At 58.7% G+C, this 14,362-nt stretch carries 12 protein-coding genes and 1 pseudogene; 12 read left to right on the top strand and 1 reads right to left on the bottom strand.

The window, feature by feature from the left end; translation table 11 throughout:
* The first annotated feature begins 27 nt into the window (after positions 1 to 27).
* Positions 28 to 1,212 carry a DUF1624 domain-containing protein gene (locus tag FX982_RS20080; protein WP_172612226.1) on the top strand — a complete coding sequence of 395 codons (1,185 nt, stop codon included), beginning with the start codon at positions 28 to 30 and terminating at the stop codon, positions 1,210 to 1,212.
* A gap of 37 nt (positions 1,213 to 1,249) precedes the next feature.
* Here FX982_RS20080 and FX982_RS20075 read toward each other — a convergent pair whose 3' ends face one another.
* The gene (locus tag FX982_RS20075; protein ID WP_172612225.1) at positions 1,250 to 2,392 is read right to left on the bottom strand and encodes a MalY/PatB family protein; all 1,143 of its coding nucleotides are present in this window, start codon (positions 2,390 to 2,392) and stop codon (positions 1,250 to 1,252) included.
* A 248-nt stretch (positions 2,393 to 2,640) separates the two neighbouring features.
* On the opposite strand from FX982_RS20075, the pseudogene FX982_RS24595 reads away from it, so the two are divergent.
* The 11 genes and pseudogenes from FX982_RS24595 to FX982_RS20020 form a co-directional block, all read left to right on the top strand.
* A pseudogene (locus FX982_RS24595) lies at positions 2,641 to 4,893 on the top strand (type VI secretion system Vgr family protein); the annotation flags it as partial.
* A gap of 1,910 nt (positions 4,894 to 6,803) precedes the next feature.
* Entirely contained in the window at positions 6,804 to 7,301 is a 498-nt protein-coding gene (locus FX982_RS20065; RefSeq protein ID WP_241043551.1) for a DUF2931 family protein, read from the top strand.
* Between the two features lie 238 nt (positions 7,302 to 7,539).
* Positions 7,540 to 8,037, top strand: coding sequence for a DUF2931 family protein (locus FX982_RS20060; RefSeq protein WP_254074836.1), 498 nt, complete (start codon positions 7,540 to 7,542; stop codon positions 8,035 to 8,037).
* Positions 8,038 to 8,155: 118 nt separating this feature from the next.
* Complete coding sequence (locus FX982_RS20055; protein ID WP_172612222.1) at positions 8,156 to 8,698, top strand: hypothetical protein; 543 nt, start codon at positions 8,156 to 8,158, stop codon at positions 8,696 to 8,698.
* 101 nt (positions 8,699 to 8,799) lie between these two features.
* Positions 8,800 to 9,333: a DUF2931 family protein gene (locus FX982_RS20050; protein WP_254074835.1), complete on the top strand. Its 534-nt coding sequence runs from the start codon at positions 8,800 to 8,802 to the stop codon at positions 9,331 to 9,333.
* A 118-nt stretch (positions 9,334 to 9,451) separates the two neighbouring features.
* A complete protein-coding gene (locus FX982_RS20045; RefSeq protein ID WP_172612220.1) occupies positions 9,452 to 9,997 on the top strand; it encodes a hypothetical protein in 546 nt (181 codons plus the stop codon).
* A 125-nt stretch (positions 9,998 to 10,122) separates the two neighbouring features.
* On the top strand, positions 10,123 to 10,632 hold the full coding sequence (locus tag FX982_RS20040; protein WP_254074941.1) for a DUF2931 family protein: 510 nt from the start codon (positions 10,123 to 10,125) through the stop codon (positions 10,630 to 10,632).
* 212 nt (positions 10,633 to 10,844) lie between these two features.
* A complete protein-coding gene (locus FX982_RS20035; RefSeq protein WP_122624966.1) occupies positions 10,845 to 11,108 on the top strand; it encodes a PAAR domain-containing protein in 264 nt (87 codons plus the stop codon).
* Between the two features lie 355 nt (positions 11,109 to 11,463).
* A complete protein-coding gene (locus FX982_RS20030; RefSeq protein WP_172612218.1) occupies positions 11,464 to 12,348 on the top strand; it encodes a manganese catalase family protein in 885 nt (294 codons plus the stop codon).
* Between the two features lie 77 nt (positions 12,349 to 12,425).
* A complete protein-coding gene (locus FX982_RS20025; RefSeq protein ID WP_172612217.1) occupies positions 12,426 to 12,632 on the top strand; it encodes a hypothetical protein in 207 nt (68 codons plus the stop codon).
* Positions 12,633 to 12,903: 271 nt separating this feature from the next.
* On the top strand, positions 12,904 to 14,292 hold the full coding sequence (locus FX982_RS20020) for an ATPase domain-containing protein (RefSeq protein WP_172612216.1): 1,389 nt from the start codon (positions 12,904 to 12,906) through the stop codon (positions 14,290 to 14,292).
* The last annotated feature ends 70 nt before the right edge of the window (positions 14,293 to 14,362 follow it).

Here is a 14,362-nt window from a genome sequence, read left to right as displayed (position 1 = left end):
TTATCGCGCTTCGAGAGTCCACCGCGTATGCAAACTCTGTCCGTCCCCCTGCAATCTCCTGTCACCTCCATCGCCCATCCCGGCCGTTTGCAATCGATCGATGCCCTGCGTGGACTGATCATCGTGTTCATGCTGCTGGATCACGTGCGCGAGACCTTCTTTCTGCACCATCAGGTCAGCGACCCGATGGACGTCGCCCACACCAGCGTCGACCTGTTCATCAGCCGCACCCTCGCGCATTTCTGCGCGCCGCTGTTCGTGTTTCTTACCGGTCTTTCAGCCTGGCTGTACGGCGAACGGCATGCGGGCAAGGGCGCGGTGGCGGGGTTTCTGTTCAAGCGCGGGCTGGTATTGATCGCGCTTGAACTGACCCTGGTGAACTTCGCCTGGACGTTCCAGTTTCCGCCGACGGTGATTTACCTGCAGGTCATCTGGGCGATTGGCCTGAGCATGATTGCGCTGTCAGCGATGGTGGTACTGCCGCGCGGGGTGCTGGCGGCGCTGGGACTGGCGATCATCGCCGGGCATAACCTGCTGGATGACGTGCACTTTGCCGTGGGCTCGGCGATGCACATTCCGTGGGCGATTCTGCATGACCGCGGCTGGATCGAGGTCGGCGACAGTCTGCGCCTGCGCACGTCGTACCCGCTGCTGCCGTGGATCGGCGTGATTGCCGTGGGTTACGCCGCCGGGCCGTGGTTTGGTCGCGACGCGAATGGGGAAAAGCGTGAGATCAACCTGATTGCCTGGGGGTTTGGCGCACTGACGCTGTTTCTCGCCCTGCGCGGCATCAACGGCTATGGCGAGAAACCTTGGGTGGAAGGTGACACCACCGCGCAGACCCTGATGAGCGTGTTAAACGTGACCAAGTACCCGCCGTCGCTCCTGTTCATCAGCCTCACGCTGGGTGTCGGCTTGCTGGTTCTGGCCTGGCTTGAGCGGCAACAGGGTCGGGCCTGGCTGCGACCACTGGTGACCTTTGGCGCGGCGCCGATGTTTTTCTACCTCCTGCACTTGTATGTGCTGAAGTTGCTCTATGTCGGCGCGGTCGCGATCTGGGGCACCACCCAAGGCCAATACTTCGGGTTCACCTCGGTATTGGGCCTGTGGGGCTGCGCCGCCATGCTGACCGTCGTGTTATGGCCGGCGGTGAGTTGGTTCGCGGCGCTCAAGGCGCGTCGCCGGGACATCGCCTGGCTCAAGTACTTCTGAGCACGGCCATGTAGGACCGGCTTTAGCCGGGAAGGTGTCAGATGTCGCGCAGGCTGCGTTCCATGCGCGCCAAGCCTTCCTCCAGCATTGGCCGTGGGCAGCCGAAGTTCAGACGTACGAACTGGCCGCAGTCGTCGCCGAATTCCAGTCCGTCGCTGAGCGCAACTTTGGCGTGTTCGAGGAAGAACTGCTGCGGGCTGTCAAGCCCCAGGCCGGAGCAATCCAGCCACGCCAGGTACGTGCTCTGGGGCAGGTGCATCGTGATCCCCGGAAAGCGGTTTTTGATGGCATCGGCCAGGTAATCGCGGTTGTCCTGCAGATACGCCACGACTTGTTCCAGCCAGGGAGCGCCTTCCCGATAAGCGACTTCGGTAGCCTCCAGGCCCAGTGCGTTGACGCTGTCCACCAGCCCCAGGCGCCCGGCATTGAAACGCTGTCGCAACTCGGCGTTCTGCACCACGGCGAATGCAGTCTTCAACCCGGCGATGTTCCACGCCTTGCTCGCCGACATCAGCGTCACGCTGCGCGCCGCGATCTCCGGGCTCAGGGAAGCAATCGGCGTGTGCTGACGACCGTCGAACAGCAGGTCGGCGTGGATCTCGTCGGAAATGATCAGCGCATCACGCCGCACACAGGCTTCTCCGATGGCGAGCAATTCGTCGCGTTCGAATACCTTGCCCAGCGGGTTGTGGGGATTGCTCAGCAGCAGCGCGCCATGGTCGGGCAGGGCGCGTTCCAGCGCCGCGACGTCGGTGGGGTATTCGCCCCGGGCGTCGACATGGAAGGGCAGATCAATGCGCGGCAGTTTCCAGTTGGCCGGCGCATGCAGGAGCGGCGAGTAGTTGGGCGTCTGCACCAGCACCGCGCTGGACGGCGAGACCAGTGCATGGAGCGCCATGTTCACGCCGGGCTCGACGCCGGGCAGAAACACCAGGTCCTGCGCCTCAATCTGCCAGCCGTACCGGTCAGCGAGATGCTTGACCAGGGTTTCCCGCAGCGCTTGCTGGGGCACGGAATAACCCAGCAGCGGGTGCTCCAGACGGTTCTTCAGCGCCTGCACAATGGGGGTGGCCACGGGGAAATCCATGTCTGCCACCCACATCGGCAGCACGTCTTCGGGGTACTGGCTCCACTTCTTGCTGCCGGTGTTCAAGCGCTGAAAAACGTTATTCAGATCCATGTTCTGGCCTGTCCTGCTCGAAAAAAGAGGGGATTGTGCCAGAGAAAGCGGGGTTGGGTTTGCTGCCGATTTTGGGTTTGTAGGATTAGTCCGTAAATGCCGCTGGAACCGTCTCCTTCGTGCCTCCCCCTCTGGAGTCACACTTTGAAATGCCGCATCTTCGCCCGCTTCAGCCCCTGTCATGGATGAGTTGATCGGTCCTTTATGGACCGGTCGGGGGCGCATTTTCCTGCCAGGGACGCTCATTCATGCTTAACGCAATGCCGCCTTTCTTCGATAACAGTCGCCATAAGCTTGTTGTTCATCGCCTTCCTTTTTCGCTTGATGTGCTGGCGTTTGAGGGTGAGGAGCAGCTGAGTCAGCCATTTCTCTACCGTGTGGAATTCACCTCCGTCGAGCAGGACATCGGCGCCGAGCGGATGCTGGGGAAGACCGCTCAGTTCAGCCTGCATGCTGCGGCACATACGTTGCCTGTTGCGATTCGTGGGTTGCCGGTCCCTCGGGTTGAAGTGTTGCGGACGTTGCATGGGGTGGTCACCGGGTTCAAGCGACTGTCGGGTTCTGCTGACGAAGCGCGCTATGAAGTGACGCTGGAACCGCGCTTGGCGTTGCTGGCGCGCGGGCGGCAGTTTCGGATTTATCAGCATCAGTCGGTGCCGCAGATTGTCGAGAGCATTCTGCGTACGCGGCATGATTTTGAGGGGCAGGATTTTCTGTTTTCGCTGGTGCGGGAGTATCCCAAGCGCGAGCAGGTGATGCAGTACGGCGAGAGTGATCTGGCGTTTATTTCGCGGCTGCTGGCTGAAGTGGGGATCTGGTATCGATTTACCAATGACGAGCGATTGGGGATTGCGGTCGTCGAGTTTCATGATGATCAGCGGCATTACGTTCGGCCTCGGATCAGTCTGCCCTACCGGCCTCAGTCGGGGCTGGGCAGCAGCGGTGCGGACGGGGTTTGGGGGCTGCAGGTCAGTCATGGGGTGGTGGAGCAGAGCGTTCACTTTCGGGCTTATCACCATCGGGATGCGAACGCATGGCTGGATGGCGATGTGGACCAGACGCGGGGTGACACCACAACTTATGGCGAGGCGTATCACTATGCGGAGCCATATCGCGTATTGGGCGACAAGCTGGATCAGGATGAAGATCTGCTGGGGGAAAGCGGGTTTTTCTATGGGCGGTTGCGGCATGAGCGTTATCTGAATGATCAGACTCGGCTGAGCGGTATCAGCAGCAGCGCTTCGTTGGGATTGGCCCAGGTGCTGCAGACTTCCGGTGGCGCACCGCAGGCGTTTGAGCCGGGGGCGGTGATCACACGATTACGGTTACGAGCCGCGCGGGATCGCAGTTTTAAGCTGAGCTTTGAGGCGATTCCATATTCGGAGAGCGTGTGTTTTCGGCCGCCTTTGCTGACCAAGCCTGAGATAGTGGGCACTGTTCCGGCCCGTGTCACCAGCTCGCTGGCCAACGATCCCTACAGCCACATCGACAGCGAAGGTCGTTACAAGGTCGGCTTTCTGTTCGACCGCGATAGCTGGAAACTCGGTGAGGAAAGTCTGTGGCTGCGCCTTGCCCGTCCGTATGCCGGCGACACCCACGGCCTGCACCTGCCGCTGATCTGCGGCACCGAAGTAGCCATCGCGTTTGAGCAAGGCGACCCGGACCGGCCCTACATCGCCCATGCCCTTCATGACAATCGCCATCCTGACCATGTGACGCTGCTGCGCAGCGATTACAAACGCAACGTCCTGCGCACTCCCGCCAATAACAAGCTGCGAATGGAAGACGATCGCGGCAAGGAACACATCAAACTCAGCACCGAACACAGCGGCAAGAGCCAGCTAAACCTTGGGCATCTGGTCGACAACGAGAAGGATAAGCGCGGCGAAGGCTTTGAATTGCGCACCGATGGCTGGGGTGCGATTCGGGCGGGAAGCGGGCTGTTTATCAGTGCGGATGAACAGACCAGGGCCCACGGGATGCAGCTCGACATGGACGCTGCAATCGACCAGCTGGAAACCGCGCTGTCCCTGGCGCGCACCATGGCCCAAGCCGCAAAAAGTGCGGGCGCCATTCCCGCCGATACGAGCGGCCAAACGCAATTGAACGATGCGCTCACCCATCTCACCGAACCCGGACTTCTGCTGCACGCGCCGGCCGGCATCGGCATGGTCAGCCCCGAAGCGATCTGCCTGTCGTCCGGTCGCGAAAGCGTTGCCATCACCTCATCACGCTCAACCGACATCAGCGCGGGACGCAACATCACCGGCACTGCCGAGGGTGCAATCAGCCTGTGCGCCGTCACCCAAGGGCTGCAATTAAAAGCGGTTCAGGGCGACGTTCAGCTTCACGCCCAAAGTGCCGCACTGCATGCGCTCGCCCAAGACGACATCAAGATTGAAAGCCTGGCCGGCCGGATAGAAATCAGCGCCCCGAAGGAACTCGTCCTCAGTTGCGGCGGCGCGTTCATCCGCATCAAGGATGGCGAGATCGAGCTGGGCGCGCCGGGGAACATCTATCACCGTGCCGTTTACGTGCTAAAGGGCGGTGCCACCACGCTGACCACCCCGGTGACGCCGATACCTTATGGCTATGGGGCGGGGTACACCCTGGTCGACGCGCAACAGGCCGCCGCACGCTTTGTCCGTTACCGGATCACCACCCAGAACGGCGAAGTATTCAACGGCGTGACCGACAAGGACGGCAAGACCATGCCCGTCCACACGATGTTGCCTGGAAACATCGCGATCGACTTTCCACAGCCCGAAGAATGGCTAACGCCGCGTCCCGCACCTGAACTGGAGGAGGAAGAAGAGGAAGAGGAAATCACCGAAGGCATCACCCTGCGCATCGGGCTGTTCTTTGATGGGACGGGGAATAACCAGAGCAATGCGGCGGCGACGGCGCAGTGCCGACGGCAGGATCTTGAGAGCTTTAGCAGTGAAGAGCTGGAGAGCATCGCCGCGACGTGCAAGCAGTATGGGTTTGGAGAGTTTGACGGGAGTGCGTTCAACAGCGCGCCGAATAACAGTTACGGAAATGCGCCGAGCAATGTGGCGTATTTGTATGACTTGTATCCGGATAACAGTACTACTCCATTCAACAAAGACCAAAAGATCGCCTACCTATCCGTCTACATGGAAGGCATCGGCACACGTAGTGGCGGCAAAGATGACAGGCTGATTGGTCAAGGCCTCGGGCAGGGTGAAACTGGGGTGGTGGCTCGTGTCAAACAGGCACCAATATCCATCAAGAACCAGCTCAGCTTTTTCGGCGAAATCAATCCGGGAACTTCGATTCAAAAAGTTGAGCTCGATATTTTCGGATTCAGCCGCGGAGCAGCTGCAGCGCGTCACTGCGCAAATGAATTCCTCAAGCCGCAGTGCGGCATATTCGCCGAAGTGCTCAAGGCCGGAAACTTCGGTCTTAAGAAAGGGTTTGACGCTTCGACAGACGCATGCATTAACCTGATTGACCTTTTCGATACCGTTGCGGCCATCTCAGACCCTCTGCATGGCGACCTCAGTCCAGGCGATGACGTCAATCGTGGCGTCAATCTCTACCTACCACCCGACTGCGCTCGGCAGGTTATTCACCTTCAAGCGCTCGACGAATATCGCGCCGACTTTTCTCTCAATAATGTTCACCACACGCACCTTCAGATAGGCCTGCCGGGCGCTCACTCCGATGTCGGCGGGGGCTATCTCCCAAGAGCAAGAGAAAAGCTGTGGATGACGCAACCCTGCAAGGCCAGCGTTCCGGCCGGCCAAAGGGTTGAGTCCCACGCGGCCTGGGCGCGTGCAGAGGCAGACGCCAAAGCATTGCGCGAATCAGGCGTCGCTCGCGATGGCTACATTGCTGTGAAAGCCTGGCCTGCAGCAACTAACCCTCGCGGCAAAGCTGCGTCGGTCATGGAGGACTACTGGATAACCGTGCTGCTCGAACGCCCCGTACATGGCGAACTGAGCTTGATTGCACTGCGTGTTATGCGTGAACTGGGGATACGTCACGGCGTGCCCTTCAAGGGTCTGGAAGCGCGGCCTGAACTCGCAGTGCCAGAGGAGCTTATGCCTATCGCTAAGCGAATCTTGCAGCAGGTCATGACAGACCGACTCGTACGCCTGGAGCCTGCTCAAGAGGCGTTGCTACGAGCGCGTTACATCCACATGTCCGCTCACTGGACCCCTGAGGGTCCCTTTCTATTGAGCAAACCGGCGCCGCTGAATAGTAGGAATGTGCACCTCAATCGACCGCAAGAAGGTTACCCAGAATGAGACGGCTAATTTGCTTAGCCGGCATGCTGCTGAGCCTTACCGCGTGCGCGAGTGGGCCCAGACTCCCCCCGTTTCCTAAACTGCCGTATCCAGCGTGGTATATAGGGTTGGCCGCGCCAGAGCACATGGAAGTGTGGGTGGAGACCGTAGATGTTTTAGATCAGCGTGGCCTTGCATTTTTCCGAGTCCATGGCGGGGTCGCGAGCTACACCGGGAAAGTGGAAGGCTGGCATCAAGGAGGGGGCAAGTCGAAGCCTATAAATAACGTAGATCTGCCTGCCCAAATCTTTCTGCGCTGGCAGTCACTAGTTGAGCCGCAAGCTTACAAGGCCAGAATTCCCATCCCTCAGTGGGTACGCGCTGAAATGGTTAGGCCAGAGCGGGTCTACTGCCGCGGCTCAAAAGAATGGATAGATGGCTACCGTTTCTCGATTGCGCTGGGAATGGCTCCGGGAGGCATTGTGAAAGTCTGGGTTGGCGGGCCATGTTTAGGCTTCACAGAAGTCGGCCGTTACCAAGCCGAAGTCGAACCGCTCGGCCCCTATCGTGGCGCAAGCAAGGGCAAGTACATCCCGCTCGAACCGGAGAATAAAGCTTACGTAGAACAGCACGGAATTCCCTATGGCAGTTGGTAACTCGGCCATGAGTGCTAACAAGGAGCATCACGGCACGCGACGGCTAGCGCACTTGCGGCTTTGTTCAAGGCTTCCATTTGTAGACCGGGTTTCCCAAATGAGGCACCTGGTCTTTGCGGTCGGATTCCTGATCAGCTTAAGTGCCTGCGCAACGGGAGGCTCAGTACCCCCACCTGTCAAGCTGCCTTATCCGGCGTGGTACATAGGTTTCGCCGCGCCAAGGCACATGGAGGTGTGGGTGGAAAGCGTCGACGTGCTCGATCAGCGGGGATACGTTTTCTTCAACGTGCATGCGGGAGTCGCCGGTTACACGCGTAAGCCCGAGGGCTGGCACAAGGGCACATCTGGTGGCAAACCCATCAACAACGTCGACTTACCAGACCAACTCCTTCTGCGCTGGCAGTCACTAGTGGAGCCTCAAGCTTACAAAATCAGCATTCGGATACCGCAGTGGGTCCGTGATGAGATGATCAAACCAGAGAAAGGATTTTGCCTCTGGGCTGGCGAGTGGAAAGAAGACTTTCGCGACACCATCACCTTAGGAATGGCGCCAGGGGGAATTGTAAAAGTGTGGTTAGGCGGATCGTGCTTGGGCTTTAAAGAAGTCGGCCGTTACCAGGCGAAAATCGAGCCGCTGGGCCCCAACCAAGACGGAAAAGGGTTGTTTTACCGAGCACCCAATCCAGCGGCGCAAGCCTGGATAGACCAACACGGCATCCCCTATGGCAGTTGGTAATGCTACTGCGGACTCGCGACCATCACGCCACCGCACAAATGAATATCTCAGAACCCAATGCGGCGCTCACTCCGATGTCGGCGGGGGCTATCTCCCACGAGCACGAGAAAAGTTGTGGATGACGCAGCCCTGCAAGGCCAGCGTTCCGACCGGCCAAAGGGTTGAGTCCCATGCCGCTTGGGCCCGTGCAGAAGCGGACGCCAACGTCTTGCGCGAATCAGGCGTGGCCCGCGATGGCTACGTTGCGGTGAAAGCCTGGCCCGCAGCAACTAACCCTCGCGGCAAAGCCGCGTCGGTCATTGAGGACTACTGGATAACCGTCCTGCTCGAACGCCCCGTGCATGGCGAACTGAGCCTGATTGCATTGCGTGTCATGCGTGAGCTGGGGATACGTCACGGCGTTCCCTTCAAAGGTCTGGAGGAGCGGCCGGACCTGACACTGCCGGGTGAACTCAAGTCCATCGCCGAGCGAATTTTGCAGCAGGTCATGGCGGATCGGCTCGTAAGACTTGAACCGGCGCAAGAGGCATTGCTACGAGCACGCTACATCCACATTTCCGCGCACTGGACCCCGGAAGGTCCCTTTCTTTTCAGCAAACCGGCACCGCTCAAACGCCGGAACGTGCACCTCAATCGCCCTCAAAAAGGTTATCCAGAATGAGGCGCATGGTCTGTACAGTGGTGTTGTTAGTGAGTCTAAGTGCGTGCGTGAATGGCTCAGGATTCCCGCCCGCCCCCAGGTTGCCGTACCCGGCTTGGTACGTGGGCTTCGCCGCGCCAAAACACATGGAAGTCTGGGTTGAGACCGTCGATGTGCTGGACAAGCGCGGACTTGCGTTTTTTCGAGTACACGGCGGGGTCGCGAGTTACACCGGAAAGGTAAAGGGCTGGCACCAAGGGGCGTCAGAAGGAAAGCCAATCAATAACGTCGACCTGCCTGACAAGCTCTTACTTCGATGGCAGTCCCTGGCAGAGCCGCAGACTTACAAGATCAAAATACAGATACCACAGTGGGTACGTGAAGAGATGGTTCGGCCCGAGCGCGTCCTTTGCCCGTGGAATCAGCAATGGAAAACCGACTATCGAGAGATGATCACGCTAGGCATGGCGCCCGGCGGAATTGTAAAAGTGTGGATAGGCGGATCGTGTCTGGGCTTCACAGAAGTCGGCCGTTACCAAGCCGAAGTCGAACCGCTCGGCCCCTACCGTGGCGCAAGCAAAGGCAAGTACATCCCGCTCGAACCGGAGAACAAAGCCTACGTCGACCAGCACGGCATTCCGTATGGCAGTTGGTAATTCTGCTGCGGACTCGCAACCATCACGCCACCGCACAAATGAATGTCTCGGAACCCAGTGCGGCGCTCACTCTGATGTCGGCGGGGGCTATCTCCCACGAGCACGAGAAAAGTTGTGGATGACGCAGCCCTGCAAGGCTAGCGTTCCGACCGGCCAAAGGGTTGAGTCCCATGCCGCTTGGGCCCGTGCAGAGGCGGACGCCAAGGCATTGCGCGAATCAGGTGTGGCCCGGGATGGCTACATTGCGGTGAAAGCCTGGCCTGCAGCAACTAACCCTCGCGGCAAAGCTGCGTCGGTCACCGAGGACTACTGGATAGCAGTGCTGCTCGAACGCCCCGTGCATGGTGAACTGAGCTTGATTGCACTGCGTGTCATGCGTGAGCTGGGGATACATCACGGCGTTCCATTCGACGTAATCACCGATACGGATAAACGATTCATGTTGCCCGATGAACTCGTGCCAATCTCGAAGCGAATCTTGCAGCAGGTAATGACAGACCGGCTTGTACGACTTGAACCTGCGCAGCAGAAATTACTCCGAGCGCGTTACATCCACCTGTCCGCGCACTGGACCCCTGAGGGTCCCTTCCTATTCAGCAAACCGGCACCACTTAATCGTAGGAATGTGCATCTCAACCGTCCGCAAGAAGGTTACCCCGAATGAGGCACCTGATATTTGCGGTTGGTTTATTGATCAATCTCAGTGCCTGCGCGAGTGGGCCAAGATTACCACCAGCCCCCAAGCTGCCGTATCCGGCCTGGCACATAGGTTTCGCTGCACCCAAGCACATGGAAGTCTGGGTGGAAACCGTCGACGTTCTGGATACGCGTGGACTCGCCTTCTTCAGGGTGCACGGCGGCGTCGCGAGTTATACAGGGAAAGTCGAGGGCTGGCACCAAGGGGTGTCAGGAGGAAAACCTATAAATAACGTCGATCTACCCGACCAGATCTTCCTGCGTTGGCAGTCACTGGTAGAGCCTCAGGCTTACAAGATCAAAATACAAATACCCCAGTGGGTACGCGAAGAGATGATTCGGCCAGAGCGAGCGTTTTGTCGATGGGCAGCCGAGTGGAAGGAAGACTATCGAGAGACGATCACGCTAGGCATGGCACCTGGCGGGATCGTCAAAGTCTGGTTAGGCGGATCATGTCTGGGCTTCAAAGAAGTCGGCCGCTTTCAGGCCGAAGTTGAGCCTCGCGGCTTTTATCTGAACAATAAAGGGCTGTATTACAGAGCACCAAATCCAGCGGCGCAAGCCTGGATAGACCGGCACGGCGTTCCTTATGGAAGTTGGTAATTCGATTGTCAACGTTCCAAGACGCCGCTTGCGAGTTAATCGTTCTGGCCGTCAGACGCCCTAGGATCGCATTGCCTGATACAACGCGTTCGCCAGCAAGCCAGCTCCTACATTACGGGTACTACGAAATAGTTGGCAGCGCTGAGCAGCTTATAACCAATCACCGTAGACAGATAATTACTCAATCAAACTAACCGAGAGTCTTCACAACTATGAAAGACATCATCCGCCTAGGCGACCTCACCACTCACGGCGGCGTTGTGCTTCAGGCCTTTTCGCACACCGACCTCAACGGCAAGCCCATCGCCGGTGTAGGACACAACGTCAGTTGCCCGTTATGCAAAGGTATTTTCCCCATCGCCGAAGGCAGCAGCACGTACGCGGTGGATGGAATCCCCGTTGCGCTGGACGGCATGAAAACCGCGTGTGGTGCGGCCCTCATTGCCAGTGGCCCAAAGGGCGCCGTTACCAGCTGAAATCAACCTGCGCTGGCCATCAAAGGGGCTTGCTAAAAAAAACACGGGGGAATCGACGGTGCAATGCCGTCGGTTTCTCACTGCTCGCCGCTGATTCAGGTCCCTTGGGGTCGCTCCTCCATGGTTGGCGGAGCCTCCAAGGAATCAACACGCCGCCTGTCGGAACACAATCGACCGTTATTAAACTTTCGGCGCCAAACCACCGGTCGGGTCCGCCCACGCTTTCCTGAATTCGAGCTTCAGGCACCTCTCTTTATATCTGTGCGTTCTGCTTAGTTGACCGATCGCCGTAATCGAAACATGAACTTGTCGTTAAAAACCCTGATACGAATTAGCCTGAGAAGGGAGTAACACTATGTTCCTGCACAATAAGCGTCTTCAATACACCGTTCGCGTCGCGGAGCCTAATCCGGGTCTGGCCAATTTGCTCCTGGAGCAGTTTGGCGGCGCCCAGGGCGAGCTGGCAGCGGCCACCCGTTACTTCACCCAAGCGTTGGCTGAAGAAGATCCAGGCCGTAAGGATCTGCTGATGGACATCGCTACCGAGGAGCTGAGCCACCTCGAGATTATCGGCTCGATCATCGTGATGCTTAACAAAGGCGGCAAAGGCAAACTGGCCGAAGGCGTGCAAGCGGAAGGCGAGCTTTACCGCGATATCAACGGCGCCGGCAATGATTCGCACATCACCCAGATTCTCTACGGCGGTGGTGCACCGCTGGTGAACTCTGCTGGCGTGCCATGGACTGCAGCTTACATTGACACCATCGGTGAGCCGACGGCCGACTTCCGTTCGAACATCGCTGCTGAAGCGCGGGCCAAGATCGTCTACGAGCGCCTCATTAACGTCACCACCGATCCGGGCATCAAGGACGCGCTGGGCTTCCTGATGACCCGTGAAATCGCGCATCAGATTTCCTTCGAGAAAGCGTTGCACTCGATCCAGCCTAACTTCCCGCAAGGCAAGCTGCCAGGCATGCCAGAGTTCTCCCGGACTTACTTCAGTATGTCCAACGGCGAGCCGAACGTACGCGGGCCGTGGAACAGCGACGCTGATTTCGAATACGTCGAGAATCCAAGGCCGGCGGTAGACGGTGGTGATGGCACCGCTTCGGTCACGTTGAGCGAAGACGATTCGGTCACCCTGACTATGATGAAGGAGCGCCTGAAGTCTGACCTGGACGCTGACCCGATGACCGGTGCTGATCTCGGATCAGGTCTGGCACAGGGCAAAGCTGAGTAAACCTTGAGGGTAGGGCCGGTGCACAGCCGGCCCTACGGTCTACGTGATCACAACCGCGTACAGCATGGAGAATTCTAATGAGCCGTTTATTAGAAGATTCGACGCTCAATGGAGTCAGCGAATTGTTCAGCGATAAAGCCCAGCCGGACTTCACCTCATGTTTGGTTCGCTTTGAAGCGGAAGCAGCGACGCTGGGGCGTGGATTCAGAACGGCGTTGTTCGTTCAGCAATTCAAAGCCGGACTCTTGCCGAAATCCGTGAAAGGGGTAGACAGACTTCATTGAGCCCCGGCGTTTCTGTGGCTATTTCACAGTAGCGCTTGCGGGCTGGACTGCTTCATCCCCTATGACTCCATCGGTTTTGCCCGCGAAAGCGGGCTTTTTTTTGTGCCTGTCGAGGGCGCGGAACGGGATCCCGAAGCAGCAGCGGCACCTCCCGCAATCGGCCGCATTGCGACACGCTGGACTGATCCGCGATTACCCGCCACTGTATCGGCCTTCGCGCGTGAGCAATGCGTATTTTCAGGCCTGATGCACATCGGGAAAGGGAGCGGATTTGAATCAGCTAAAACGCCTTGAAAGCGGGATCAAGGGCTTCGACGCACTGCTCAAAGGAGGCCTCGTTGCCGGCGCCTCGTACATCATTCAAGGGCGCCCGGGGTCGGGCAAGACAATCCTTGCCAACCAGTTGGGGTTCAACCATGTCAGGCAAAACGGCCGCGTGTTGTTCGCAACGTTGCTCGCCGAACCCCATGACCGGCTGTTTCATTTCCTCTCCACCCTGAGCTTCTTTGATCGCGCGGCGGTGGGCCAGAGCATCCAGTTCGTCAGCGCGTTCGACACCCTTGAGAACGATGGTCTGGACGAAGTCGTGAAGTTGCTGCGCCGCGAGATCACCCGCCAGCATTCCAGTCTGCTGATTCTGGACGGTCTGCTCAACGCGCGCTCCAGGGCAGAAACGCCTCTGGACACCAAACAATTCATCTCCGAGCTGCAGGGGCACGCCGCCTTCGCCGGCTGCACGGTGCTGTTCCTGACCAGCTCGCAACTGGACGATGGCAGTCCCGAGCACACCATGGTCGACGGCGTGATCGAGATGGGCGAAGACACCATCGGGTCGAGCACGGTGCGTCGGATCAAGATGCGCAAGACGCGGGGCAGCGGCGCGATCCCGGGCGCTCATGAATTCGAAATCAACGAGCAGGGCATTTCCATTTATCCGCGTCTCGAATGCATGCTGACCCGAAGCGACGCCATGCCCGAATACCCCCACGCCATTCTGAGCAGCGGCATCAAGGGGCTGGACGCCCACATCGGTGGCGGTCTGGCCCGGTCTTCGGTCACGCTGATCATGGGGCCTTCAGGCGCCGGCAAAACTTCACTGGGCATCCAGTTTCTGGACGGCTGTTCCGCAAAGGAACCAGGGCTTTACTTTGGTTTTCACGAGTCGCCGCAGCGGGCGATGACCAAAGCGCGTTCTCTCGGCGTGGACTTCACGGCACTGCAGGCGTCGGACGCGCTGCACATCGTTTGGTCCCCGGCCTCGGCAGGTCTGATTGATCGCGCCTGTTACGACTTGCTCGACAGGATAGAGCGACTACAGATCAAACGCGTGTTCATCGACAGCCTCAACGCCCTGGGCCGGGCGGCCGCCGATCAGAGTCGGGTGCCAGACGTGCTTGACGCCTTGCTCAGCGAACTTCGCGCCCGTGGCGTGACGGTGATGGCGGCCTGGGAAGCGCAGCGATTGTTCGACCACCCCGTGAGCCTTCCTGCACCGGATATCTCCGGCGTGGTGGATAACCTGCTGCTCGTCCAGTTCGTACAGCATCGGACTGAACTTCAACGGCAGGTTTCGATTCTGAAGATCAGAGACAATGCCTACGATCCCTCGCCACTTGAAGTCGTGATGAGCAACGCTGGAATCACCATGAAGAAGGTCTGAGATATGCGATTCGCAACGTGGGGGTGGTCATGTTCAAGCAGCTGCCTGGCCCTCGCGACAGTGTGGGACG

The sequence above is a fragment of the Pseudomonas graminis genome (genome assembly GCF_013201545.1).
Lineage (GTDB): Bacteria > Pseudomonadota > Gammaproteobacteria > Pseudomonadales > Pseudomonadaceae > Aquipseudomonas.
This window is presented reverse-complemented; position numbering and strand designations above follow the sequence as displayed.